The following is a 25,061-nucleotide window of genomic DNA, read 5'->3' on the forward strand; positions in this document are numbered from 1 at the left end:
AGGGTAGGGTTTATGATTTGGCCAATTGGTTCGATCGGAAATAAAGACAAAAAACAAGGAGGCCAGGCATGTTTATTAAAGAGGGCATTATAGCGTCACCAGGTATAGCCATCGCCAGAGCACTGATTTATGAAAAAGCAGATGTTAAAGTAAGTGCGGATCATTATGAAGACAGCGATGCAGAAATAAAAAAGTTTAAACAGGCGTTAGATAAAAGTCAAAGTCAACTGGAAGAAATTCGGTTAAAAACAGTAAGTGAGCTGGGCAAAGAAGAAGCCGCTATTTTTGAAGCCCATGAGATGATCCTTCAGGATCCTGAGTTTGTGGAGAGTGTTAGAGTTGAAATTGCTGACAATAAGGTGGGTGCCGCTTATGCGGTTCAAATCGTGACGGATCGTCTGGTGATACTGTTTGAGCAAATGAATGATCCCTATTTCAGTGCCCGAGCAGCGGATGTCAAAGATGTGGGGAACCGGGTCCGAAATAATATCTTAGGTATCGTCAGGGCCGACCTGTCAAAACTCAAGGAGGATGTCATCATCATCGCTGATGATCTGGCGCCTTCAGATACGGCCCTGATGGATAAAAGAAAGGTAAGGGGTTTTGCAACCAATATTGGGAGCAGAACATCACATACGGCGATTATGGCCCGGAGTCTGGAGATTCCGGCGGTACTTGGTTTGAGTGATATTGATCAAAAAGTGAATACCGGTGAGATGATTATTCTGGATGGGCTTAATGGCCGGGTTACCGTAAATCCGGATCGCTATCAGATTAAGGAGGCCGAAGAAGATCAGCGGAAGTATCAGGCACACTTAAAAGAACTGGAGCGTATAAAAGATCTGGAGGCCATCACGCTGGATGGCCATCAGGTCGAGTTAGTCGGAAACATCGGCGAACCGGCTGATATCCAGGGGGTTCTTAAAAACGGCGGCACCGGGATTGGTCTCTATCGAACAGAGTTTTTATACATGAACAGTGACACCATGCCAGGGGAAGATAAGCAAATGGCTGCTTATCGATCTGTTCTGGAAGCGTTCCCGGATGGACCGGTGATCATTCGCACCATGGATATTGGCGGCGATAAAAAATTGCCCTATCTCCCCTTGGATGATGAATTAAATCCATTTTTAGGACTTAGGGCGATCCGCCTGTGTTTTAAAGAAATTAAACTGCTTAAGACCCAGCTTCGCGCCATCTTAAGAGCAAGCGTCTATGGAAATGCTTATATTATGTTTCCAATGATCTCAAATGTGGATGAAGTGAGACAGGCAAAGAAAATCCTCACAGCGTGTATGGCGGAACTGGATGCGTTGCAGATTGCCTATCGTAAAGATGTAAAAGTAGGAGTGATGATTGAGATTCCATCAGCCGCAATCACTGCCGATATTATAGCCAAAGAAGTTGATTTTTTCAGCATTGGCACCAACGATCTTTGTCAGTATACGATTGCGGTGGATCGTATGAACCAGGCGGTCTCCTACCTTTATGATCCGTTTAATCCGGCGATACTGCGTCTGGTAAAGCAAGTGATTCAGGCATCGGAGAATCAGCCCGGACTTTTTACCGGGATGTGTGGAGAAATGGCTGGCGATCCCCTGGCAACCCTACTGCTCTTGGGATTGGGGCTGCATGAGTTTAGCATGAGTGCCCTGTCGATTCCCCAGGTTAAAAAAATTATTCGCAATGTCCGCTATCAGGATGCGAAAAAAATTGCCGCAGAAGCGTTGACACTTGAAACGGGCGTTGCAGTTATGGCTCATGTTCTTGAATCGATGAAGAAACTAAAAATTGAGATTTGAATTTTTATTGCGATAAGGAGATTAGAATTATGCAAATACAAGAAGTAACGGTATTAAATGAAACAGGTATCCATGCTCGGCCGGCATCCCTATTTGTCAAGGCGGCCGGAAAATTTAAATCCGATGTGTTTGTGATCAAAGCAGACAAAGAGATTAACGCCAAAAGTATCGTCGGGGTTATGGCGGGGGGAATTACCCAGGGAACGACAGTTAAGATAAAAGCAGAAGGTGAAGACGAAGTAAAAGCAGTGGCGGAACTGGTGCAAATGATTAAGGATCGTTTTGATGAGTAGTGGTTAGTAAATAAAATTTATGCAGTAAAAAACCAGCCTGATGGTGTTACTAAACATCAGGCTGGTTCTGTTTTTTTAATTGAAGTGTGATAATAGCTGTTTAATTATGGTAGATAAGACCAGTTAAAAAAGTTCTTGAGTGCTATTTCTCCTTATATTCTTTGTACACCCGAAAAGGTTTTGAAATCACCCGGGAGGGTAAGGATTTTAAGAAAATGCTTAAATCAGCTTCCATCTCTGCCGTCATTCGGGTTGGTTTTGATAAAACGCGTTTGACAAAGTCTTCTTTAAAATGATTATTGACAAACTCCTGGTTAATCGAAATTTCGATATAACACTCTTTGCAGGTAATCTGGGAAATTTGGTCGTTTTTATACTCTATTTCATGAGGGGTATCTTTCTCACAGATTACACAAAACAAATCAGCTTCGATATGATTTGTTGGCATGTTTCTTCCTCCTTACTTCTTGATTTATTGCTTAATAGTATAACATAATTAAGCCGGTCTTAGCTATAAAATTCTAAAGTAATGTTTTATTTTTATCACCTGAAATCGACTTGACCACATCAACATCACTGGCGACATCAAAATACTGAGTATCATACAAGCGATTTAAATAATCCTGATAATAGTCAAGCAGTGGGGGGAATGATGCGATAATTTCAAGTCTGATCTTGTTGATGTTTTCTACCGATTCATCGTGAGTTCGATCTAAATCAAGGTAGGTATTAAGGAGTGTAATGGCCGTTTCAGCATGATAACTGGCGTACTGCGGAAAAACCCGAAGTTCCTGATCTTTACAGATTTTGTCCCGAACCTTTGAAACAACCGCTTCCAGATCTTCGAGGATGGCTTCCTGGGGATAGAGTGACTCCCGCCGTTTGGCAGTTTTTAATAAACCGACTAGTTTTTGCAACCGGGCCTGTTCTTTAATCGCACGATCCTGAAGCGGTGCTGAATCGGGGCTCGCCGTAAGCGTCGATAGATCCTGGTAAGATCCGTCTGAGGGTTGCTTAATTTTTTCGGGTGATTCTTGTTTCACCCGAAAAACAACATAATAAATCAGAAAAACAAACAGGATCGTTAAAAATGCGCCTCCGATAAAGAGGGACAATTTAGCAACTGGTGAATTTTCTAAGCCAAACAACTGATTAAAAAAGGTTAAAGCGTTCACGATAGCGATACCCCCTTGTTATAAATATGGATTAATTTAATGATAAGTCAAATTACCCTTTTAAGCAAGAAAAGCACCAAAATTCGATGCTTTTCTTTACAGCGACAGTGATAAAATACTGGAAAATTAGGATTCGTTTTTAAAAATTAGACTTCTTCGGGGTCTTCAGTGCTGGCTTTGGAATGATCGGATTGAATCTGAGCGGTAAACTCGGTTATTAAATCCAGGTCATGCGGTTCGTTGGTTGCAGTCGTGGGTGGTGTGCTTACTGGTGTTGCGGAAGAATCGGCGGGTGTTGACATTTTACCGCCTAAGAACCCGGAAATTAATGACTGCAGATTAATACCGGTGCTTTCTGAGATGCCTTCGGTCACTTGTGACATAGAATTGATGATGTCTTTGACCATTTTGGCGGAATTGCCATCACCATACATAGTGATACGATCGACGTTGTTAAGTGGCGCGGCAACATTACGGGCGACTTCGGGAAGAGCATCGAAGTACATTTCCATGATGGCGGCATCACTGTATTTCTTCATCGCTTCGGCTTTGGCATCAATTCCGGCGGCTTCGGCCAGACCTTTGGCCTTGATTGCCGCAGCTTCGGCAAAACCTCTCGCTTCGATTGCGGCAGCTTCCTGTTCTTTGGCATAGCGATCGGCTTCAGCAGCCAATCGATTGGCTTCAGCATCTTTGGCGGCAATAAACAGTTTCGCTTCAGCATCTTTTTGCTTTTCAAACAAATCAGCTTCAGCCTTTTGGTTACGTTGGTAGCGTTCGGCATCGGCAGTTTTGTTGATCTCAGCTTTTAATCGTTGTTCACGCACTTCAACTTCTTTGGTGGCTAATTCAATCTCTTTGACCTGCTTAACAATGTTGGCTTCCTGAGTTTTAGTCTCAATTGTTTTTCGCTGTTCTTCCTGCTCGATTTGGTAAGCGGCATCGGCCTGAGCCTGAGTTAGATCAGACTGCCGTTTCAATTCAGCTTTGCGGATATCCAAATCGGTATTTTTCTGGGCAATTTCCAAGTCAGCTATAATTCGGGCATCATTGGCAATTTTTGCGGCTTCCGATTCGGCAATGGCGACTTCTTTTTCCGCATTGGCACGAGCAATGGCAGCGCCTTTTTTGATTTGAGATTTGTTTTCGGTCCCCAGATCCTCAATTACCCCAGCCTGATCGCGGATCGATTGAATGTTGAAGGAGATTATTTCAAGCCCCATCCGTTTAAGATCCGGAACAGCATTCTCCTGAACCTTTTCGGAAAAGGATTTTCGGTCGGTTAACATGTCTTTTAGGTCCAGTGAGCCGATGATTTCACGGACATTTCCTTCAAGGACATCCTTTACCTGGGGAATAATGGCATCAGTTGATTGGTTTAGAAAGTTTTCGGAAGCCAGTAAAATGGCGTCCGGTGATGAACCGATCTTGATCTTTACAGCGCCATCAACCATCACATCAATGAAATTGTTGGTTGGTACGGATTCACCAGTTTTGACATCAACAGACATCATTTTTAAGTCCAGTTTGTCAACGCGTTCAAGAAACGGAATCTTGACTCCCGCTTTTCCGATGATGACACGCCGTTTAATACCAGATATGACATAGGCTGTATCTGGGGGAGCTTTAACGTAGCTCATCATTAAGATGGCAATAACTAACAATACGACAATAATGGGGATAATCAGTGTAAAAATTGACATTTGCACCTCCTGCAATATTTAATGTTAAGATCAAAAGGATATTCGCTTTGGTGGGAATATGGCAACCGCACAGATTCTTGGAAGTGGATAATCTTTGTATGAACTCAACAAACGTATTATATAAGAGGTTGGATTCAAAGTCAAAGATTAAAAATCGTTATAGTTGTCTTGGGGGATAAATGTTATAATTTTACCAGTGCTTAATGTTAGTTGAAAGCGATCGATTGTTAGAGGTAAACATGAATTATCTAGGCAAATAAAAGAAGTTAGAGAGTCCTGGAATTATCAGATTACGTTGGCGAGTTGATTAAGAGAACAGAATAGAGTGTAGAAAAAAAGAAGAAAACAAAATTGTTGGATTAAAGGAGACATGATGGGAATTCAGGAAGAAGCATTAAAATTACACGAAGAATGGCAAGGGAAGCTCAGCATTGACAGCAAGGTTCTAGTAAAAAGCAAATACGATTTGTCCATGGCCTACACCCCAGGGGTGGCAGCGCCCTGCCGAATGATCCATAAGAACAAAGACGATGTATATAAGTATACTGGAAAGGGAAATATGGTGGCAGTGGTCACTGACGGATCGGCAGTGTTGGGGCTGGGCGATATTGGTCCCGAAGCCGCCCTTCCAGTGATGGAAGGAAAAGCCGCTTTATTTAAAGAATTTGGTGGTGTGGATGCGTTTCCGATTTGTATTCCATCCCAGGATGTGGAGGTCATCATCCAGACGGTCAAGATGATTGAACCGGGATTTGGCGGGATTAATCTGGAAGATATTGCTTCGCCCAGATGCGCCGAAATCGAAAGACGCTTAAAAAAAGAACTGGACATTCCGGTTTTTCATGATGATCAACATGGCACGGCAGTGGTGGTGACAGCAGCGCTGATGAATGCCCTGAAGGTCGTCGGCAAACAATGGCAGCAGGTGACGGTAGCCATGAGCGGCGCCGGAGCAGCCGGATCGGCAATCGTCAAGATGCTATTAAATGTCGGCGTCAAGGATATTATCGCCTGCAGCAGCAAGGGCATTCTCTCAAAAGACGAAGAGTACAGCAACTGGGTTCATCAGGAAATAGCCCAGATGACCAATAAGCATCACAAAAAAGGGAGTCTTGCCGACGCCATCAACGGGGCTGATATTTTTATTGGTGTTTCGGCACCGGGTATCGTCACACCCGAAATGGTAGAGACCATGGCACAAGATGCCATAGTTCTGCCAATGGCCAATCCGGATCCGGAAATTGATCCGGAGCTGGCAATAAAAGCCGGCGCGAGGGTTGTCGGAACGGGACGGTCGGACTATCCCAACCAGATTAACAACGTCCTGGCTTTCCCCGGTATTTTCAGAGGCGCACTGGATGCCCGAGCCAGTGACATCAACGAAGCGATGAAGGTTGCTGCAGCAAAAGCCATTGCCGAGCTAATCAGTGATGACGAACGGAGTGCCGACTATATTATTGTGCCAGCCTTTGATCCCCGGGTTGGAAAGGTTGTGGCAAAAGCCGTCTATCAGGCGGCAAAGGATTCAGGTGTAGCCAGACGGAAATGATCTTAAGAAACAAAATTCAGCAATTTTGATTGTGCTGACAATGGCTAAATGTTTATAATAGGTGTTGAATCAATAAAAAATAAGGAGGGAAAAAATGAAAATGAGTAAAGATGATAAAATCCGAATCATTATTGATGCCCTGGATGAGGTGATCACCATTCCGAACCATAAAGAGGAACAGATCAAAGATGTTTTGAGAAAAGCGCTGGGGACTATTGACGAAAAGGAAAGTGAAGATTACTAAACAAATTAAAAAGAAGCAGCCAGATTTGAGACTTTCATTTCCGGGGCTTCTTTTTTTTACAGTTTATTTCGATCAGGAAGGTAATCTAAAAATCGCTTAACCGCTAGTGATGCGTTTTTTTGATTTTTCATAGCTATTCCGATTCTGCGATAGGCAGGAACTTCCAGCTCTTTGATAATGATCCGATAAGGCAGACGCTGCAAAATAAGTTCTGGCAGAATGCTGATTCCCAGTCCGCTTTCCACCATTGACATAATGGCATAGTCGTCCCAGGTGGTGAAATGAGTCATTGGCTCCAAATGGTGAAGTTCAAATATTTCTGAAATTTCGGCTTTTGCTCCCTTTTCCAGAAGCATAAATGGGTCATTACATAAGGCTTCAACAGGAAAACGGTCGCAATTTGCCAGAGGATGGTTCTCAGGTAAAATAACGAGCAGACGATCCTGTTCCAAAAAAATAGTTTCCAGGCTAGGGTTTGTGGGAAGTCGAAGAAAACCGCAATCGACGCGCCCTTCCAAAATCCAACTTTCGATTTCGGTATAGTCACCGAGTAACAACTCGTAAGCGATGTTGGGATATTTTTTCTGAAAAGCTTTAATAATATTTGGAAGCCAATGGGTAGCCACGCTGGAAAAGGTTCCAATCCGAATCAAGCCAGATTCAAGACCGTGCAGTTCGTTAATCTGTGTTTGTAATTTTTCGTACTCCAAACAGATACTTTTGGCGTAAGGAAGAAGTTGGAGTCCATCGGAAGTGAGTCGCAGACCGGTATGACCGCGTTCAAGGAGTGCGATCTGCCATTCTCTTTCTAAATCGTTAATCATTCGACTAATGCCGGATTGGGAATAGTTTAATAATGTGGCAGCTTTTGTGAAGCTGCCACATTCAACGGTTTTTACGAAAGCCAGGTATTTTTGAATATTCATGATCAGGTTCACCTTCAATCATCTGGTTTTGTCATAAGCAACATGACAAGAATTCGTTTATGTAATGCTTGTGTTAATGATATACTTTTATACACGGTGTTTCAAGTATTAAAAAAATGAAGTTTGAAACAAAAAGAGGAAGGGCGGGAGGCGATAATTATTGATGAAAATAAAAAGAGATTATACGAAATACATATCGGCGTTATTGCTTTTTGGCACAAATGGAATTGTGGCCAGTGCGATTTTACTGAATAGTTATGAAATAGTTTTTTTTAGAACCTTGATCGCCAGTTTATTTCTGGGTGCGATGTTTTTAATCACCAGGGGAAAGTTTAAGGGACTGGAACACAAAAAGCATCTGGTCTGGCTGTTGATCTCCGGTGGAGCGATGGGTGCAAGCTGGATGTTTTTATATGAAGGTTATGCACAAATCGGGGTTAGTATGGCAACCTTGGCCTATTATTGCGGGCCGGTAATTGTGATGGTGCTGGCACCCTTGATTTTTAAAGAAAAAATGGTCGCCACCAGAATAATCGGTTTTTTGAGTGTGTTGCTGGGGATGTTTCTGGTCAATCGCGATACGCTGATACAAAGCGGATTAACCTGGGGATTATTTTGTGGAATAATGGCGGCATTTATGTACGCTGTCATGGTGATCTTCAATAAAAAAGCAGTCAGTATAAACGGGCTTGAAAATGCGGTATGGCAGCTCTTGGCAAGTTTGGTCACCGTTGGCATATTTACGGTGATCAAACAGGGGCTGGTGATTCCTGTTACGCTTGTGGACGTTGTTCCTATTTTATTATTGGGAATCGTCAATACAGGAATCGGATGTTATCTTTATTTTTCATCAATTCAGCAGCTTCCGGCTCAATCTGTAGCCATTTTGGGATATTTGGAACCGCTTTCGGCCTTGTTTTTTTCAGCGATTTTTCTCCAGGAACGATTAACATCCATTCAGGTTGTAGGAGCGGTGTTAATTCTAGGGGGAGCAGCATTCGGCGAGTTTTGGGGCCGAAAGAAGCAAGCGGATGGCTAGTTCACGCTGAACTGAGATTGAAGATAGACGAATTTGTTCATGAAAAAGGAGGAACCAAAGTTTTTTGCTGTATGCGTTTGGTTAAAGAGTTTTGCAAAATGAACTGGCAATTGTGCAGTGTGGGGGCGATCATTGATCGCCCCCACACTAAATATTTAATTCTACTTATACAATTGAAGTATTGCAAATTGGTTTATTTCAAAATCCACTCATCCGGCAGGGCTTGGATTTCAGAGAAGAGGATATTTTGAAAATCGACTGCTGCTTTTTCATCCGGGAAGGGGACAATGGCAGCTTTGCTTCGACAGCCTTCAGCTAAAAAAGTATCAATCGCTGCTTGGGTCAGAAGGGGAAAATATTTTTTTAACACAATTCTGCCTTTTGAGATAAAGAAAAGCTTTTCGCCATCCTCAACCGGTATTTTTAAAAGCACATCTCTGGTGGTCAGGTGCTTATAATCATGAAGTATATGGCTGATATAGGTCAGACTTTTAATCAGATCCCGGTAGGTGGTGGCTCGTTCATAATGATATTGGGCAGACTCTTTATTCATGCAGATCTGAAATTGATTAAGTAAGCAGTTAAGCGTAGTGGCTTCTGAAAAAATCTGAAGCAGGGTCTGTCTGTTTTTCGAAAAATCATCCGGGTTCATGATCTCAGGCAGCGTATGATAGTGAAAATTGAAACGGTGGTTATCTTGAACAATGGGAAAGAGGTGGGTGAACATATCGATCAATGATTGGATTGCTTGTTTTCTCCGAAACGGTCCAAAGCTATGGTCTTCTCGTTCCGGAACAATCGACAATCCCTTGGAATGGGCTGAATTAGTAACTTTCAGATAGAAATACCGTCTGTCGTTTTTCATTTGCGAATTAAAGTATGGCTGGATCTCTTTAATCAGCTGACATTCCAGCAGTCGGGCTTCTAAGTGGGTATCGGTGACAGTATAATTGATATCATCAATGAAAAAAACCATTCTTTCAATCTTTGGTTGCTTAGGGGATTTAGTGAAATAAGATTTCACTCTTTTTTTCAGACATTTACTTTTTCCGATATAGATAATTTGACCGGCGGAATCCAACATCTTATAAACACCGGGAAGTGGTGGTATCTGGTTTAGTTTTTGCTCTAAATGGCTCATCGTTTTGGTTCCATATCATTTTTATTTTGGTTTGGCTAAAAAATATTTCGTTCTTTCACCTGCTTATACAATAACATAACAGTAGCACGTTTAACCTTGATTGGCTTAGACTATTTGATAAATTACGCACAAAAAAATGACTTCTTGACACCTGGAACATAATTAATTATAATAAGTACAAAGTCAATGAGTTTGGAGTCAGTGAAATGAAAACGAAACGTCAGATCCAAAAAGAAGCAACCAGAAAACTGATTTTAGATGCCGCTTATCAAGTGTATGCAGATGAAGGGTTTAGTGCTACAACCAATCAAATAGCCAAGGCAGCTAATGTTTCTCATGGCACTATCTTCGTTCATTTTCCAACGGTAGATAATCTCATTAGTTGTTTACTTGAACGTTTTGGATCTGAAATTAATGAGCATTTGCATCTCCTCTCGGAAAAAGATGAAAGTCTGGAGACTTTTTTGGCGGCCCATATTAATGTTCTGATCAGTTATGAAGATTTTTATAAAAGGCTTATTTCCGAAATAAATATTTTGCCCCAAGAAGCAAAGTATGTATTCATTAATATCCAATCAGTGGTTTCGTTTCATCTTAATCAGGTGATTGAACGTGATAAGGAAAAAAAGGCAATCAAAGAAATACCGATGCATATAATTTTTAACAGTTGGTTAGGTTTGATACACTATTATCTTACCAATAACTATCTTTTTGCAGCAGGGTCAGTACTAACGGATCATAAGGATGAATTGATTTTGAACTATATAAAATTAATTAGAAAATGAAAGGAATCAATGATATGAAAGCTTATGATAATTTTTTTCTGCCTGTCGATGATTTGGAAGAAGCAAAAAACTATTTTTCTAATGTGTTAGGTTTGAAATTAAAGTTTGATTTTTCAGACAAGGGCATGGCGGCATTTAATGTTGGTGATGAAGAACCGGCGATTATTTTAAAGGAAAAGAATAAATTCCCGGATGCAAAACCGACGATCTGGTTTGTTGTGGATAATGTCAATGATGAGTACGAACGGCTTCACAATAATGGGGTTAGTTTTATAAGTAAGCCGTTTCAAATTGGAACGGGTAATGCGGTTGAATTTGAAGATTTATTCGGCAATCGATTGGGAATGACTGATTATTGTTAATGGCAGGTAATTATCGATATTAAATGATTCAAGGAGGTAAAAAGATGAAAACATGTACAGCATGCGGAATGCCAATGAAGAAAGAAAGCGACTTTGCCATGGGCGACACCAGTAAGGCGTACTGTGTCTATTGTGCAAAGGAAGATGGTTCGATGCAATCTTTTGAAGAAAAGAAGCAGAGCCTAATTAATTTCACCATCAAAACCCAGGGACTTGACGAAGCTGTCGCAGAAAAGGCGGTGGAGAATATGATGCGTCAGCTGCCAGCGTGGAAAGCGTGTTTTTAGAAATAAGAACCAGACAAAAAAGATAAAAAGTAGCCGTGATGGTCCCAGACAAAAAGGTCAATCACGGCTATATTCTTAGATTAATTCTTTACCCCGGCGTTTTTTAAAAGTACCCAGGTAAATCCACTTACGATAATACTTAAGATGATCAACGAGAACATTCCGATAAAGGGGTTATGAGCAGAAATACCCATAGACACGTCTAAAAAACTTAGTAGGATGGTTGAAATCCGACCGGATAAGAACATATCAATGATGGGTAAAACCACAAAGATAACAATATAAAAACCAACGATGGAACTAATTTTTAGTTTTTTATTCATGCGATAGAGTGCTACTGTAATTAAATAACCAAGTGCTTGAGCGGCAATAAATAGAACCGTCAGAAAAAGAAAACTGACAAGATATTCCAATAGACCACTAAATGAAGCGGTACCAGTGGATTGATAGATCATGCTCAACAAGCCAGAATACGCGATGCCACTTGCTGGCGATTCGATTAATTTTCCGAGGGCCAATAATAGCAGTGAAAACAGTGCCATCACAACCGCTAATGTTACTGCGACGTAATTCCGATTTACAAATAAAGATTTTCGGGAGACACCGTTTTGCAGGGCAAACAGAAAGTTCTCCTTAAAAGCGCTCAGCCCGCAAATGAAAAGAAATACGGCGGGAGCCATATCGATGCCTGTTATTCGGGTGGATTCATAAGAGGTCGATAAAGTGTTGGAAAAGGTGACTTGAATGGGAACAAGCGCCATCACGGCAAGGATGACCGCACAGAAGATTAAGACAGCATTTCGGTGATCTAAAAGCTGATATTTATAAATTGTATGTAGTTTCATTGCTTTGCTCCTCGTTGGTTAATTTAATGAATAATTTTTGCAAATCCAGACTGGTAATTTCAATGCCATCAAGCAACGTGCTCTTATTGATTGAACCGATAATAGTGGCGGTTTTTAATCCGCCCAGAACATCTTCGCCAATAACTTCCTTGTCGGCAATGAAGGTATCGACTTGCTTGATTGTGCCGGTTACGGAATATCCTTTGCTTAATAAGGTTTCGCAGGATTCGTTCACCAATATTTCACCGTTTTTGATAATCATGACATACTCAAGCAGATTAGCAATTTCTTCGATTAAATGGGTGGAAATGATAGCAGTGAACGCATTATCGCTATACTTTTTTATTAACAATCGATAAAATAGTTCCCGATGATTGGCGTCGAGTCCTAATACCGGTTCGTCAAACAAGACATAGGGGGTATTGACAGAAAGGGCGATGATGATTTTAAAAATAGACGTGTAACCAGTCGACAATGACCGGATTTTTTTCTTGGTATTTAGTTTAAATTGCGTGGCTAAGTTGTGCGCATAGTCCAAATCAAAATCCTTGAAAAATTGTTTCGTCCACTTGAATGCTTCGTTACAGGTCATGCTCTCGGGATACAGATTTTTTTCGGACATTAAATAAATCAGGCCTTGGATCTGATCATTTTCGGAGCCAGCTAGACCATCAATGGTAATAGTGCCGCTGTCAGCAAAGAGACGATTGGTGATAATATTGAGTAGTGTCGATTTTCCGGCACCGTTTCGACCCAATAATCCATATATTTTGTGGGGCTCAAAAGTCAGGTTTACCTGATTTAAAGCTAACGTATCCCCAAATGTTTTTGTCACATCATTTATTTCTATTCCGTTCATTCTTGATAACCTCTTTCTACCATTCCCAATATTTCTTCATTGGTGATACCTAATTTTTTTGCTTCCTCGATGAGTTTTTTAATATAATGATCGAAAAATAATTCTTTGCGTTTGTCCCGCAGTTTTGAAACCGCACCGGGAGCGACAAACATGCCAACACCCCGCTTCTTAAAAATAATGCCCTCGTCAACCAGAATTGAGATGCCCTTAAGGGCCGTGGCTGGATTGATTTTATAACTGACCGATAATTCAGTTATGGATGGAATCTGACCGCTTTCCGCAAATGCTCCAGTTAAGATGGCGTCTTCAATGCCATCGGCAATTTGAACAAAAATCGGTCGTTCATCGTCGAAATTTATTTGCAAAGGGTTACCCCCTTTCGTGAATGTTAGTTAGTTGGTCGACTAACTAACTATGTTACTATTGTAAGGCCGGGTTGCTTTTTTGTCAATACCAATTTTATCAACAGTGAAATTTAGGCATGTGCGAATCCGATTAAGGGTGTTTTTTTAAAACCTTTTTATGCTATACTCACAAATGAAAGCCAATGTGCGTTATCCGCTAGCTGATTAATGGTTTATTTTGATTTTGGGCGGAGAACGACAATTTAAAGCAAATGAAGAGGGGAAAAGTTAATGTACGAATATTATTATAAAACACAGGATTTTGGGATGTGCCTGATGGAAGGAAAAGGATCTGGGGAAGAAGCCATCATTCCTACTGATCGAGATATTCTAATTGTTGGTGATGACATCTTTAAAGGGCACAAAGAATTGGTACGGGTAGAATTTCCCGATACCGTCATTGAGATTGGCGGTTTCGTTTTTGACGGGTGCGAAAATCTGAAATTTGTCAAGCTTCCTGCCAAGCTCAAAGATTTCTGGCAATATGCCATGACCCGATGCGGTATTGAAGAAATTGATATACCGGGAACAGTGGAGCGGATCGCGGCTTTTACATTTAACGAGTGTATGCAATTAAAAACGGTAAAAATTAATGAAGGAACAAAAAAGATACTGGGCTGGGCATTCAAAGATTGTGTTAATTTAACGGACGTCTATTTACCCGCTACCATTGAAGAAATCAGTGAGAAAGCGTTTGAAGGCTGTCCAAAAGTCGTGCTGCATCGGAAATGAATATCATAAAGTGATGTTAAAAATATGATCATATGTTAGAAAAAAGAACATGAAAATGCTTAAAATTTAAGCATCGCAGGACGAAAAGCATCGAAAATAGGATAAAAAATTGTCTTTTGAATTGGCATAAAAATTGCGATACATTTAGGTTAAGCATTCATTTAGAAATAAACTGCTGATTAAAAACTGTTGATATGGGTATAAATAAATATACTTGAATTGAATCAGAAAAGCGAAATGTAAAAATGGATGTTTAACTAAGAAAGTGGAGGAAAAAATGACTAAAACAGGGAAATTATTAGAAATGGCCAAAAAAATGGCAGAAGCGGCTGCTGAGAAAGCTATCCAAATTGATGTGCCGATGGTGATCGTGATTTGTGATGCGGGTGGAAATATGGTGTTATTTAACCGGATGGAAGATTCATTGTTAGCCAGCATGGATATTGCTACCAATAAAGCTTATACAGCAGTAGCCCTTAAAATGAGCACTGATACAGCGGCAGATCTTGCCAAAGAATCGGGTCAGCTTTTTGGGATTGCATCTTGTGACAAAGGTAGAATGGTGGTATTTGGGGGTGGTTTCCCAATTGTTGAAGATGGAAAAATCATTGGCGGGATCGGAGTCAGCGGCGGAAGCGTGGCTGAAGACATGACCGTCGCTCAAGCAGGACTGGATGTCCTAAAATAAATCTTAAAAAGGCTTAGCTGATCCAGTTCAGCAGAAATCTAAATTGGTATCTCGTCTGCAATTGCGGGTTTGATCCGGTTGATTAAGAAAAATTAAAAAACAAATTTGAAGTTAAAATGACCAGTTACCCATTCGGGCAGACTGGTCATTTTTGATTGAGAAATAAATCCAACGATTTGGTTTGCTGGTATTATTAATTAAAACCAAAAATAATCGGGAAAATAAAGGCAACGACAGCTAACCAGATCGCAAAAATGTAAAGATAGGTGGTCTGCCAGTTTTCGATTTTAATAAAATCTATTTTTTTTAGAAAAAAGCGGCCATACAACCAGGCCAGTCCTCCCAGATTAACGAGTAGAATTAAATTTTCTCCCAGTGCAGCTAGTTTATTCGGTGTTATCCCAAAGGTGGATAATCGAATCAGGATGGCTGATAAGGCTATCGCATCGATAATCATTGCCGCAACAATCAGAGCCATATTCAGATAATCAAAAAGCCTGTTTTTAGCATAGGGATTTCGGGCCGAAATGGTGTAAAGAACCAGGCCGAGAACCAATGCCAGCATAAAGTCAAAGGCGATCAGATAATCTCTTTCCATAAAAGGGCTGCTCCCGGATACGACCAGGACCAGCAGGAAAACAATCATAATGATCAGGAAAAGCGGACTGAATATTTTGGCCAGAATCGGAGCAAAATTCTCGACCACGCTTTTCTTGGTCTCGACCAGATAGACAGTAATCATGGCCACTGCTGCGGCGCCATAAACAATTAAATAATTTTGTATAAACCAACTGGCATCAATTTGAATAGCGAAAAAAATCGCCTGGGTAAACATCGCTAAAACGATGAGACCACAGAAAATAAGGGTGCCGTAAATCACGGATTCACCGGTAAACCGAATGAAATTCATCCGTCCCTGGCTACTGCGCCAATCCGAACCGATATAGGCAACTCCGGTGATTAGCCACAAAAATAGTGGCAGATGTAGGGCGGTCAATAATTCGGTATTATTCGGCGAATGCGAAGGATAAAGGTTGATCAGGATGGCCGCACCGGCAAAAATGCCTAGAATCACGGCAATCGTTTTTAAATTGGCTTTATTTTTATACAGAAAAAACAGAGCAATTAATGGCAGTATGAAAAAACTCAAATTTTTAAAATAAAACAGTTGATATTGAGGATCATTGAAACTGTAGCCTAAAAGTTCGGGAATTTTGAAAAAAGTACCAGCCAAAAAAGAAAAGAGAATAATCAGCCCGATATAGCGCTGATTTTCGCTCGAAATCCCAGTGGGTTCGGGTTCTAACATCAATTGCTTCCAGAGGTTTTCTGTATTTACTTTTGAATATTCCCGAGAAACCGAATGGGTATCGCCAAAACGTTTAACACTGATTAAAAAGGCCTCTTCCGCTGATAATCCGGTGTGGATCAGATCGTCGATCTCATCGTGCAGATGACTTTCCAATTCGATAATGTCCGTTTCCTTAAAATGTCCCTGACTTCGCAGACAGTCACTCCAAGCACGGATGTTTTTTTCTAAATCAAACATGGCAAGCAGTCCTCCTTGTTCATAATTTCAAACCAGGTTTTCGAAAGTGCGGTATGGATAATATCCCATTGTTTCTTTTGTACTTCCAGTTCAATCAGTCCTTCCTCTTTTAGTTTATAGTATTTTCGCTTCCGTCCACCATCTGAATTATTCCAATAAGACACAATAAAATTTTTTTCTTCAAGACGATGGAGCACCGGATAGAGCATCCCCTCGGACCAGACTAGCTCGTCTCCGGTTAATTCTTTAACTTTTTTGATAATTGCGTAGCCATAACTGTCGTTCTCCTTTAATATCGATAAAATAAAGGGCGTTGTAGAGGCTGCAATTAAATCTTTTGATACATTCATTAAGAACCTCCTATATACATAGATCTATTAGGTATAAACGTATTATACATAGAACTTCTAGGTAGTGCAAGTCTTTTCTGCAATTGACAACATAATATTTAACGGTTGTTAATTTTCAAGGATGTCATTCTATGTTAGAATAGAGTCCGTAGAACGATGCAAATAGAGAATTGTCAGTGTGGTATTTCAAGTAGATGAGTTGAGGTAAAAAAATTGGAGCAAAATAATTTTTATAAGCGGCGACCGGGAATGATTGGTGAAAGAAATTTCAGTCAGTATGCGGTTCTGGTAGTTTTATTAGAAACCGAAGAAGGCCCGGCATTTCTTTTTGAAAAACGCGCAGAGACATTAAATCGTCAGCCGGGAGAAATCTGTTTTCCGGGGGGGCGGCTGGAAGAAGGTGAAACACCTTTGGAAGCAGCAATTCGCGAAACCATCGAAGAGCTGCTGGTTGATCGTCAGCAAATCGAAATACTGGGACCCGGTGATGTTTTCATATCGCCGTTTAATTTTATTGTTCATCCCTTTATTGCAATTCTTAGGGATTATAAGTATAGTTTCAGTCGAGAAGAAGTTAGCGAAGTTTTTACTGTGGCAGTGCGTTTTTTTGAAGAACATGAACCTAAAAAGTATCTCAATCATCTGAGTCACGAGCAACCCAGCGATTTTCCCTATGAGTGTATTCCCGGTGGAAAAGATTACCCTTGGGTTAAAGGGACTTATGAGATAAATTTTTATACCTATCGAGATGATGTGATTTGGGGGATGACAGCGGGAATTGTTGAGTCTGCCGTAGAGTTGGTAATCAACTACTGTTTATTAAAGGCAATATAAGGGGAAAGAAGGAAGTCTACTAAACTGCTGATTAGTATTCTCACAATGATGACAATGCAGCACAAGTGCAAAGTTCTGTGCCAGTCGTGTAAAATTATAACTGGAAAGAGGAAATAATGAAAAAAATCTACATCTATGTTTTTTTAACCGGGATGCTTTTCGGATCGATGGAGGTTGCCTTGAAAATTGGGGGAGCAACCTTTAATCCAATTCAGCTGACCTTTATCCGCTTCTTAATAGGAGGGCTTTTTTTGTTGCCTTTTGCAATTGGCGATATCAGGAAAAGAAAGATAAAGCTGAGCAAAAGCGACCTGGGTTATCTTTTTATACTGGGATTAATCTGTATCTGCTTTAGTATGGTGCTTTTCCAAATCGGTTTAATGGGCATTAACGCAAGCTTGGCGGCATTGATTTTTTCGATCAATCCGGTATTTACCATGGTCTTTGCTCACTTTATTGTTCATGAAAAATTCACGAAAAAAAAGGCCATTGCGCTTACCATTAGTATAATCGGGCTGATTATTGTGATGAATCCTCAAAAACTCGTCTCCGGCGAAAGTAATATCTGGTTTTTGTTATTGACCCTGGTGGCAGCTATTGCCTTTGGGTTGTATACCGCCTATGGTAAAAAAAAGATTGGTAAAATCGGCGGTGTAGCTCAAAACAGTTTTAGTTTTTTGATGGGCTCGGGGGTATTATTGGTCATATTGTTTGTTAGCGGTCAACCCGTCTTTCAGGGTGTAAGTCTGAAAAACGCACCGCTGCTTTTTTATCTGGGGGTATGTGTGACTGGGATCGGCTATTACTTTTATCTGAAAACGGTCGAAATTGCCGGGCCATCCACGGCTTCAGTAGCATTCTTTATCAAACCGATGGTTGCACCGATTTTTGCATTCATTATTCTGGGTGAAGCCATTACATTAAATATCGGGATTGGACTGATCTTCATATTATTTGGATCGTTTGTTAACCTTACTGATGGTGATAAATTGGTCAGGATGTTTAGGATGGAAAGAGTGTTTTACCGGCAGTAAAAAAGATGTGACGTTTTTGCAAAAACCAGTTGACAAAGAGTTGGAAAATATTTATACTAACAAGGTCGTCAAAAACGGCGACAGCGAAAACAGAGCAACATAGAACACAACTTAAAAGAATTTCAAAAAACAGCTTGACAACTAAGAGAAACGACGATACAATAGAAAAGCTTCTTCGGTGGGGAATGATTAAAAATCACCTGAGATGCAGCGGTCATAGAAAAGAGAATAGTACCATAAAACCTGTAAAACAGTCGAAACATCCGCAAGGATGAATGATGGCTAAAATAGAAACAGAGAGATGCACTCTTTAAAACATTAACTCGGCAGAGGATAAACTGCACTCGGTAGAGTATAAAACACAGTTATTCATGAGACAGCATTTTAAGCCTAACGGCTTTAAATACAAACTTTTATTGAGAGTTTGATCCTGGCTCAGGACGAACGCTGGCGGTATGCTTAACACATGCAAGTCGAACGAGACAAAAGAGAAGTGCTTGCACGGATCTTTTAGAAAGTGGCGAACGGGTGAGTAACGCGTGGGTAACCTACCCTATGGAAAGGAATAGCCTCGGGAAACTGGGAGTAATGCCTTATAAGATATATTTGTCGCATGGCAGATGTATTAAACGCTCCGGTGCCATAGGATGGACCCGCGTCCCATTAGCTAGTTGGTGAGATAACAGCCCACCAAGGCGACGATGGGTAACCGGTCTGAGAGGGCGAACGGTCACACTGGAACTGAGACACGGTCCAGACTCCTACGGGAGGCAGCAGTGGGGAATATTGCGCAATGGGGGAAACCCTGACGCAGCAATACCGCGTGAGTGAAGAAGGTTTTCGGATCGTAAAGCTCTGTTATTGGGGAAGAAAAAAAGACGGTACCCAAGAAGAAAGTCCCGGCTAACTACGTGCCAGCAGCCGCGGTAATACGTAGGGGACAAGCGTTGTCCGGATTTACTGGGCGTAAAGGGCACGCAGGCGGTTTTTTAAGTCAGATGTGAAAGGTACCGGCTCAACCGGTGACATGCATTTGAAACTGAAAGACTTGAGTATTGGAGAGGCAAGTGGAATTCCTAGTGTAGCGGTGAAATGCGTAGATATTAGGAGGAACACCGGTGGCGAAGGCGGCTTGCTGGACAAATACTGACGCTGAGGTGCGAAAGCGTGGGGAGCAAACAGGATTAGATACCCTGGTAGTCCACGCCGTAAACGATGAGTGCTAGGTGTTGGGGAGACTCAGTGCCGCAGCTAACGCAATAAGCACTCCGCCTGGGGAGTACGACCGCAAGGTTGAAACTCAAAGGAATTGACGGGGACCCGCACAAGCAGCGGAGCATGTGGTTTAATTCGAAGCAACGCGAAGAACCTTACCAGGTCTTGACATCCTCTGACCATCTGAGAGATCAGACTTTCCCTTCGGGGACAGAGAGACAGGTGGTGCATGGTTGTCGTCAGCTCGTGTCGTGAGATGTTGGGTTAAGTCCCGCAACGAGCGCAACCCCTGTGGTTAGTTGCCATCATTTAGTTGGGCACTCTAAGCAGACTGCCGTGGATAACACGGAGGAAGGTGGGGACGACGTCAAATCATCATGCCCCTTATGACCTGGGCTACACACGTGCTACAATGGTCTGAACAGAGGGCTGCGAAACCGCGAGGTGAAGCTAATCCCTTAAAACAGATCTCAGTTCGGATTGCAGGCTGCAACTCGCCTGCATGAAGTTGGAGTTGCTAGTAATCGCAGATCAGAATGCTGCGGTGAATGCGTTCCCGGGTCTTGTACACACCGCCCGTCACACCACGAGAGTTGGCAACACCCGAAGTCAGTGAGGCAACCGTAAGGAGCCAGCTGCCGAAGGTGGGGTCAGTAATTGGGGTGAAGTCGTAACAAGGTAGCCGTATCGGAAGGTGCGGCTGGATCACCTCCTTTCTAGGGAATACAGGAAGTCATGGTACTATTTTCTTTTGTATGACCATTTGGTTATACAAGACACAAGCAATCAGCATAAACTTAATACGTTTTAATGTTGGGGGGGTGTAGCTCAGTTGGGAGAGCACCTGCCTTGCAAGCAGGGGGTCAGGAGTTCAAGTCTCCTCATCTCCACCAATTTTTAAAACAAACGCATGGGCTTGTAGCTCAGGTGGTTAGAGCGCACGCCTGATAAGCGTGAGGTCGGAGGTTCAAGTCCTCCCAAGCCCACCATAACAAACTGAACGCAAGTTCATAAAACAAAAGGATCGTATTTTTCATCAGAATTCCTTATTTATTTAAGGAAGAATTTTGTCGAAAAATGCGTTAGTATTTGTACCAGTCACACGCTAATGCTTAGTGACTTACCAAATTTTAACAAATTTGGGTAAAAACGTCGATCATTGAAAACAGCATAGTGTATAAATAAAATTTTTGAAATACAATTTCTTAACACGAAAACGTAACATCAAATAGGATCAAGAAGAAAAGAGCACAGGGTGAATGCCTTGGCAATCAGAGCCGAAGAAGGACGCGACAAGCTGCGAAAAGCTACGTGTAGGTGCACATAACCGTTAAAGCGTAGATATCCGAATGGGGAAACCCGGCTGGTAGAAGACCAGTCACTGTGACGTGAATACATAGCGTTATGGAGGGAACCTGGGGAACTGAAACATCTTAGTACCCAGAGGAAAAGAAAGAAACATCGATTCCTTTAGTAGCGGCGAGCGAACGAGGAAGAGCCCTGATTACATCAAGGCTGTATTATTAGTTGAACGACATGGGAAGGTCGGACGCAGAGGGTGAGATCCCCGTAGACGAAAATAGTATGGACGGGTAATCGACGAGTACCACGGGACACGTGTAACCCTGTGGGAAGATGGGGGGCCCACCCCCCAAGGCTAAATACTACTGATTGACCGATAGCGGAAAGTACCGTGAGGGAAAGGTGAAAAGAACCCCGGAAGGGGAGTGAAATAGAAACTGAAACCCTGTGCTTACAAGCAGCAGGAGCTAACGTGACTGCGTGCTTTTTGTAGAACGGGCCAACGAGTTACGGTATGTAGCAAGGTTAAGTACTTCAGGTACGGAGCCGTAGGGAAACCGAGTCTGAATAGGGCGATTAGTTGCATGCTGTAGACCCGAAACCGTGTGATCTATCCATGACCAGGATGAAGCTTGGGTAAAACCAAGTGGAGGTCCGAACCAGTGTCTGTTGAAAAAGGCTTGGATGAGTTGTGGATAGGGGTGAAATTCCAATCGAACACGGAGATAGCTGGTTCTCCCCGAAATAGCTTTAGGGCTAGCGTTGTAGAGAGAGTGATGGAGGTAGAGCACTGAATAGGCTAGGGGTCGTAAAGATTACTGAACCTTATCAAACTCCGAATGCCATACACTTATATACGGCAGTCAGACTGTGTGAGATAAGTCTCATAGTCAAAAGGGAAACAGCCCAGACCATCCGCTAAGGTCCCCAAGTCCAGATTAAGTGGGAAAGGATGTGCAACTGCACAAACAACCAGGATGTTGGCTTAGAAGCAGCCACACATTTAAAGAGTGCGTAATAGCTCACTGGTCGAGTGGTTGTGCGCCGAAGATGAACGGGGCTAAAATCTGGCACCGAAGCGATGGATTATGGTACTACCATAGTGGTAGGGGAGCAATGTCTTGAGGGCGAAGCGAAACTGTAAGGTTTGGTGGACACAAGACAAGAGAGAATGTTGGCATGAGTAGCGAAAGTGAAGTGAGAATCTTCACCATCGAAAGCCCAAGGTTTCCTGAGGAAGGTTCGTCCGCTCAGGGTAAGTCGGGGCCTAAGCCGAGGCGAGCAGCGTAGGCGATGGACAACAGGTTGAAATTCCTGTACCACCTTTAATTGTTTGAGAGATGGAGTGACACAGAAGGATAAGCGAACCCAGCGGTTGGAAAAGCTGGGCCAAGCGTCAAGGCTGAGTAGGGAGGCAAATCCCCTTACTCATAAGGCCAAGGCGTGACGGGGAACGAAAAATAAGTAGGGAAGTCGCTGATTTCACGCTGTCAAGAAAAGCTTCTATTGAGAGAGAAGGTGCCCGTACCGTAAACCGACACAGGTAGGCGAGGAGAGAATCCTAAGATGAGCGGGAGAAGTGTTGTTAAGGAACTCGGCAAAATGACTCCGTAACTTCGGGAGAAGGAGTGCCCCCTTATGGGGGCCGCAGAGAAGAGGCTCAAGCGACTGTTTAGCAAAAACATAGGTCTCTGCTAAATCGAAAGATGATGTATAGGGGCTGACGCCTGCCCGGTGCTGGAAGGTTAAGAGGAGTGCTTAGCGCAAGCGAAGGTGCAAATTTAAGCCCCAGTAAACGGCGGCCGTAACTATAACGGTCCTAAGGTAGCGAAATTCCTTGTCAGGTAAGTTCTGACCCGCACGAAAGGCGTAACGATTTGAGCGCTGTCTCGACAACACACCCGGTGAAATTGTAGTACTCGTGAAGATGCGAGTTACCCGCGACAGGACGGAAAGACCCCGTAGAGCTTTACTGCAATCTGGCATTGAGTTTTGATCGTGCACGTACAGGATAGGTGGGAGACAAAGAATTTGGGACGCTAGTTTCGAAGGAGTTGCCCTTGGGATACCACCCTTGTACGATTGGAATTCTAACGAGTGGCCGTAATCCGGTCATCGGACAGTGTCAGACGGGCAGTTTGACTGGGGCGGTCGCCTCCTAAAAAGTATCGGAGGCGCCCAAAGTTACCTTCAGGATGGTTGGAAACCATCTCTTAGAGTGCAAAGGCAAAAAGGTGATTGACTGCGAGAGAGACATCTCGAGCAGAGACGAAAGTCGGGCTTAGTGATCCGGTGGTTCCGAGTGGAAGGGCCATCGCTCAACGGATAAAAGCTACCTCGGGGATAACAGGCTTATCTCCCCCAAGAGTCCACATCGACGGGGAGGTTTGGCACCTCGATGTCGGCTCGTCTCATCCTGGGGCTGAAGCAGGTCCCAAGGGTTGGGCTGTTCGCCCATTAAAGAGGCACGCGAGCTGGGTTCAGAACGTCGTGAGACAGTTCGGTCCCTATCCGTCGTGGGCGTTAGATATTTGAGAAGAGCTGTTCCTAGTACGAGAGGACCGGAACGGACAAACCACTGGTGCACCAGTTGTTCCGCCAGGAGCATAGCTGGGTAGCTAAGTTTGGAAAGGATAAGTGCTGAAGGCATCTAAGCACGAAGCCCCCTTCAAGATAAGATATCTCACCGAAAGGTTAAGGTCCCTGATAGACGATCAGGTAGATAGGCTGGATGTGGAAGTATGGCAACATATGGAGCTGACCAGTACTAATCGACCGAGGTCTTGATCCAAGATTTTATACACTGTGCTGTTTCCAGTGATCGATGATCACCGAAAAACAACTTAATAAAATAGCAAGTAGGGATGAGGATCATCTTTTTCTCTAAAAACAGTTTGATTTTTAAGGATTATTTTTAGAAAAAAAGATGGGCCATTTAGCCGGTCTGACCGCTAACGCTCCTTCAAACCTATTTGTTTTTAGCAAAACAAAGCTAAATAAGTCTCGCGACGATGGCGGAAGGGCCACACCTGTTCCCATACCGAACACAGAAGTAAAGTCTTCCAGCGCCGAAAGTACTTGGTGGGCAACTGCCTGGGAGGATAGGACGTTGCGGGATTTTAAATAATCCTCAGTAGCTCAACGGTGGAGCACTCGGCTGTTAACCGATAGGTTGCTGGTTCAAATCCAGCCTGGGGAGCCATTAAGACATCAAGCGGGTGTGAACCATAATGATTCATATCCGCATTTATTACGGCCCCTTGGTCAAGCGGTTAAGACACCGCCCTTTCACGGCGGTAACAGGAGTTCGAGTCTCCTAGGGGTCACCAATTTCATATTCACGCGGCCTGGTAGTTCAGTTGGTTAGAATGCCAGCCTGTCACGCTGGAGGTCGAGAGTTCGAGTCTCTTCCAGGTCGCCATCTAAAACAAATATGTCAAACACTTTTATTAAGCTGATGTGGCTCAATTGGCATAAGCAGAGAACCAAAAATGCACGACCGTAGGAAGTGAACATTTTTGAATGAATCGCTGAGTTGATTGGCTGTGATTTAAAGCAACGTAATTTATATGTGTCAATATTTTATCATTAAGCTGATGTGGCTCAATTGGCAGAGCAGCTGATTTGTAATCAGCAGGTTAACGGTTCGAGTCCGTTCATCAGCTCCATTTTTATGTCAAGAATTATTTAGACATCTGGGAGAATGCCCGAGTGGCTAAAGGGGGCGGACTGTAAATCCGTTGACAACGTCTACGATGGTTCGAATCCATCTTCTCCCACCAACGTTTTATCCCAATTTTATACCTAAAATTGGTCGGCAGTTGAGCATAGCGAGACAACAGTGATAAAGCTAACGCATTTTAATTGAAAACTCATCCAATTAGGATGAGAAGAGTTTTCGAATAAAATACGCTCCTCTAAATACCCATTAGCTCAGTTGCCA

22 protein-coding genes, 7 tRNA genes and 3 rRNA genes are annotated in these 25,061 nt (G+C 42.6%); 22 read left to right on the forward strand and 10 right to left on the reverse strand.

Annotated elements, in window-relative coordinates; genetic code table 11:
* The first annotated feature begins 68 nt into the window (after nucleotides 1-68).
* Nucleotides 69-1,802: a phosphoenolpyruvate--protein phosphotransferase gene (ptsP, locus tag ACIZ62_RS03070; protein WP_414151198.1), complete on the forward strand. Its 1,734-nt coding sequence runs from the start codon at nucleotides 69-71 to the stop codon at nucleotides 1,800-1,802.
* A gap of 29 nt (nucleotides 1,803-1,831) precedes the next feature.
* Nucleotides 1,832-2,095, forward strand: coding sequence for an HPr family phosphocarrier protein (locus tag ACIZ62_RS03075; protein WP_111887988.1), 264 nt, complete (start codon nucleotides 1,832-1,834; stop codon nucleotides 2,093-2,095).
* A 142-nt stretch (nucleotides 2,096-2,237) separates the two neighbouring features.
* Here the strand turns inward: ACIZ62_RS03075 and ACIZ62_RS03080 are convergent, their stop codons facing one another.
* The 3 genes from ACIZ62_RS03080 to ACIZ62_RS03090 all read right to left on the reverse strand — a co-directional run bounded on the left by ACIZ62_RS03080 (nucleotide 2,238) and on the right by ACIZ62_RS03090 (nucleotide 4,973).
* The gene (locus ACIZ62_RS03080; protein ID WP_111887987.1) at nucleotides 2,238-2,543 is read right to left on the reverse strand and encodes a bh protein; all 306 of its coding nucleotides are present in this window, start codon (nucleotides 2,541-2,543) and stop codon (nucleotides 2,238-2,240) included.
* Between the two features lie 73 nt (nucleotides 2,544-2,616).
* Nucleotides 2,617-3,270: a hypothetical protein gene (locus ACIZ62_RS03085; protein ID WP_414151199.1), complete on the reverse strand. Its 654-nt coding sequence runs from the start codon at nucleotides 3,268-3,270 to the stop codon at nucleotides 2,617-2,619.
* Between the two features lie 146 nt (nucleotides 3,271-3,416).
* Nucleotides 3,417-4,973, reverse strand: coding sequence for a flotillin family protein (locus ACIZ62_RS03090; RefSeq protein ID WP_414151200.1), 1,557 nt, complete (start codon nucleotides 4,971-4,973; stop codon nucleotides 3,417-3,419).
* 373 nt (nucleotides 4,974-5,346) lie between these two features.
* Between ACIZ62_RS03090 and ACIZ62_RS03095 the strand changes: the two genes are divergently transcribed.
* On the forward strand, nucleotides 5,347-6,522 hold the full coding sequence (locus ACIZ62_RS03095) for an NAD(P)-dependent malic enzyme (protein WP_414151201.1): 1,176 nt from the start codon (nucleotides 5,347-5,349) through the stop codon (nucleotides 6,520-6,522).
* A 94-nt stretch (nucleotides 6,523-6,616) separates the two neighbouring features.
* Nucleotides 6,617-6,766 (forward strand): hypothetical protein, encoded by a 150-nt coding sequence (locus ACIZ62_RS03100; RefSeq protein WP_162624486.1) that lies wholly within the window; start codon nucleotides 6,617-6,619, stop codon nucleotides 6,764-6,766.
* Between the two features lie 56 nt (nucleotides 6,767-6,822).
* Here ACIZ62_RS03100 and ACIZ62_RS03105 read toward each other — a convergent pair whose 3' ends face one another.
* Complete coding sequence (locus ACIZ62_RS03105; RefSeq protein ID WP_414151833.1) at nucleotides 6,823-7,698, reverse strand: LysR family transcriptional regulator; 876 nt, start codon at nucleotides 7,696-7,698, stop codon at nucleotides 6,823-6,825.
* Between the two features lie 163 nt (nucleotides 7,699-7,861).
* Here ACIZ62_RS03105 and ACIZ62_RS03110 point away from each other — a divergent pair, with 163 nt between their 5' ends.
* Nucleotides 7,862-8,731 carry a DMT family transporter gene (locus ACIZ62_RS03110; RefSeq protein ID WP_414151834.1) on the forward strand — a complete coding sequence of 290 codons (870 nt, stop codon included), beginning with the start codon at nucleotides 7,862-7,864 and terminating at the stop codon, nucleotides 8,729-8,731.
* A 193-nt stretch (nucleotides 8,732-8,924) separates the two neighbouring features.
* Here ACIZ62_RS03110 and ACIZ62_RS03115 read toward each other — a convergent pair whose 3' ends face one another.
* Nucleotides 8,925-9,872 carry a GIY-YIG nuclease family protein gene (locus ACIZ62_RS03115; protein WP_322519497.1) on the reverse strand — a complete coding sequence of 316 codons (948 nt, stop codon included), beginning with the start codon at nucleotides 9,870-9,872 and terminating at the stop codon, nucleotides 8,925-8,927.
* 206 nt (nucleotides 9,873-10,078) lie between these two features.
* On the opposite strand from ACIZ62_RS03115, the gene ACIZ62_RS03120 reads away from it, so the two are divergent.
* Genes ACIZ62_RS03120 through ACIZ62_RS03130 form a run of 3 tightly spaced genes read left to right on the forward strand, consistent with a single transcriptional unit; the run spans nucleotide 10,079 to nucleotide 11,306 of the window.
* A complete protein-coding gene (locus tag ACIZ62_RS03120; RefSeq protein WP_322519498.1) occupies nucleotides 10,079-10,657 on the forward strand; it encodes a TetR/AcrR family transcriptional regulator in 579 nt (192 codons plus the stop codon).
* A gap of 14 nt (nucleotides 10,658-10,671) precedes the next feature.
* Nucleotides 10,672-11,019, forward strand: coding sequence for a VOC family protein (locus ACIZ62_RS03125; RefSeq protein WP_322519499.1), 348 nt, complete (start codon nucleotides 10,672-10,674; stop codon nucleotides 11,017-11,019).
* Nucleotides 11,020-11,063: 44 nt separating this feature from the next.
* Nucleotides 11,064-11,306, forward strand: coding sequence for a zinc ribbon domain-containing protein (locus tag ACIZ62_RS03130; RefSeq protein ID WP_322519500.1), 243 nt, complete (start codon nucleotides 11,064-11,066; stop codon nucleotides 11,304-11,306).
* An 80-nt stretch (nucleotides 11,307-11,386) separates the two neighbouring features.
* Here ACIZ62_RS03130 and ACIZ62_RS03135 read toward each other — a convergent pair whose 3' ends face one another.
* Genes ACIZ62_RS03135 through ACIZ62_RS03145 form a run of 3 tightly spaced genes read right to left on the reverse strand, consistent with a single transcriptional unit; the run spans nucleotide 11,387 to nucleotide 13,375 of the window.
* Nucleotides 11,387-12,151 carry a hypothetical protein gene (locus tag ACIZ62_RS03135; RefSeq protein WP_414151202.1) on the reverse strand — a complete coding sequence of 255 codons (765 nt, stop codon included), beginning with the start codon at nucleotides 12,149-12,151 and terminating at the stop codon, nucleotides 11,387-11,389.
* The gene (locus ACIZ62_RS03140; RefSeq protein ID WP_414151203.1) at nucleotides 12,129-13,010 is read right to left on the reverse strand and encodes an ATP-binding cassette domain-containing protein; all 882 of its coding nucleotides are present in this window, start codon (nucleotides 13,008-13,010) and stop codon (nucleotides 12,129-12,131) included. Before ACIZ62_RS03140 ends, ACIZ62_RS03135 begins: the two co-directional genes overlap by 23 nt.
* Nucleotides 13,007-13,375, reverse strand: a complete 369-nt coding sequence (locus ACIZ62_RS03145) for a GntR family transcriptional regulator (RefSeq protein ID WP_111887979.1) — start codon at nucleotides 13,373-13,375, stop codon at nucleotides 13,007-13,009. The genes ACIZ62_RS03140 and ACIZ62_RS03145 overlap by 4 nt, the downstream gene beginning before the upstream one ends.
* Before the next feature lie 270 nt (nucleotides 13,376-13,645).
* Between ACIZ62_RS03145 and ACIZ62_RS03150 the strand changes: the two genes are divergently transcribed.
* Both ACIZ62_RS03150 and ACIZ62_RS03155 read left to right on the forward strand, forming a co-directional pair.
* The gene (locus tag ACIZ62_RS03150; RefSeq protein WP_414151204.1) at nucleotides 13,646-14,146 is read left to right on the forward strand and encodes a leucine-rich repeat domain-containing protein; all 501 of its coding nucleotides are present in this window, start codon (nucleotides 13,646-13,648) and stop codon (nucleotides 14,144-14,146) included.
* Nucleotides 14,147-14,423: 277 nt separating this feature from the next.
* Nucleotides 14,424-14,834, forward strand: a complete 411-nt coding sequence (locus ACIZ62_RS03155; RefSeq protein WP_111887977.1) for a GlcG/HbpS family heme-binding protein — start codon at nucleotides 14,424-14,426, stop codon at nucleotides 14,832-14,834.
* A 193-nt stretch (nucleotides 14,835-15,027) separates the two neighbouring features.
* On the opposite strand, the gene ACIZ62_RS03160 is transcribed toward ACIZ62_RS03155, so the two are convergent.
* Both ACIZ62_RS03160 and ACIZ62_RS03165 read right to left on the reverse strand, forming a co-directional pair.
* Nucleotides 15,028-16,383 (reverse strand): permease prefix domain 1-containing protein, encoded by a 1,356-nt coding sequence (locus ACIZ62_RS03160; protein ID WP_111887976.1) that lies wholly within the window; start codon nucleotides 16,381-16,383, stop codon nucleotides 15,028-15,030.
* Nucleotides 16,371-16,733, reverse strand: coding sequence for a PadR family transcriptional regulator (locus ACIZ62_RS03165; RefSeq protein WP_111887975.1), 363 nt, complete (start codon nucleotides 16,731-16,733; stop codon nucleotides 16,371-16,373). Before ACIZ62_RS03165 ends, ACIZ62_RS03160 begins: the two co-directional genes overlap by 13 nt.
* A 213-nt stretch (nucleotides 16,734-16,946) precedes the next feature.
* Between ACIZ62_RS03165 and ACIZ62_RS03170 the strand changes: the two genes are divergently transcribed.
* From ACIZ62_RS03170 to ACIZ62_RS03225, 12 genes are all read left to right on the forward strand, one after another.
* Nucleotides 16,947-17,567 (forward strand): NUDIX hydrolase, encoded by a 621-nt coding sequence (locus ACIZ62_RS03170; protein WP_414151205.1) that lies wholly within the window; start codon nucleotides 16,947-16,949, stop codon nucleotides 17,565-17,567.
* Nucleotides 17,568-17,683: 116 nt separating this feature from the next.
* On the forward strand, nucleotides 17,684-18,601 hold the full coding sequence (locus ACIZ62_RS03175) for a DMT family transporter (RefSeq protein ID WP_414151206.1): 918 nt from the start codon (nucleotides 17,684-17,686) through the stop codon (nucleotides 18,599-18,601).
* 412 nt (nucleotides 18,602-19,013) lie between these two features.
* Nucleotides 19,014-20,532: ribosomal RNA gene (locus tag ACIZ62_RS03180) — 16S ribosomal RNA — on the forward strand.
* A gap of 101 nt (nucleotides 20,533-20,633) precedes the next feature.
* Nucleotides 20,634-20,709 (forward strand) — tRNA-Ala (locus ACIZ62_RS03185).
* Between the two features lie 19 nt (nucleotides 20,710-20,728).
* Nucleotides 20,729-20,805, forward strand: a tRNA-Ile gene (locus tag ACIZ62_RS03190).
* A gap of 243 nt (nucleotides 20,806-21,048) precedes the next feature.
* A 23S ribosomal RNA gene (locus ACIZ62_RS03195) occupies nucleotides 21,049-23,909 on the forward strand.
* A 210-nt stretch (nucleotides 23,910-24,119) separates the two neighbouring features.
* Nucleotides 24,120-24,236 (forward strand): 5S ribosomal RNA (gene rrf, locus ACIZ62_RS03200).
* Together the 16S, 23S and 5S rRNA genes with 7 tRNA genes alongside form the textbook arrangement of a ribosomal RNA operon.
* Before the next feature lie 9 nt (nucleotides 24,237-24,245).
* Nucleotides 24,246-24,320: transfer RNA gene (locus tag ACIZ62_RS03205), tRNA-Asn, on the forward strand.
* Nucleotides 24,321-24,372: 52 nt separating this feature from the next.
* Nucleotides 24,373-24,447 (forward strand) — tRNA-Glu (locus ACIZ62_RS03210).
* A gap of 15 nt (nucleotides 24,448-24,462) precedes the next feature.
* A tRNA-Asp gene (locus tag ACIZ62_RS03215) sits at nucleotides 24,463-24,539 on the forward strand.
* A 171-nt stretch (nucleotides 24,540-24,710) separates the two neighbouring features.
* Nucleotides 24,711-24,786 (forward strand) — tRNA-Thr (locus tag ACIZ62_RS03220).
* A 29-nt stretch (nucleotides 24,787-24,815) separates the two neighbouring features.
* A tRNA-Tyr gene (locus ACIZ62_RS03225) sits at nucleotides 24,816-24,900 on the forward strand.
* Nucleotides 24,901-25,061: the final 161 nt, after the last annotated feature.

The sequence above is a fragment of the Acetobacterium carbinolicum genome (assembly GCF_047456275.1).
Taxonomy (GTDB): domain Bacteria; phylum Bacillota; class Clostridia; order Eubacteriales; family Eubacteriaceae; genus Acetobacterium; species Acetobacterium carbinolicum.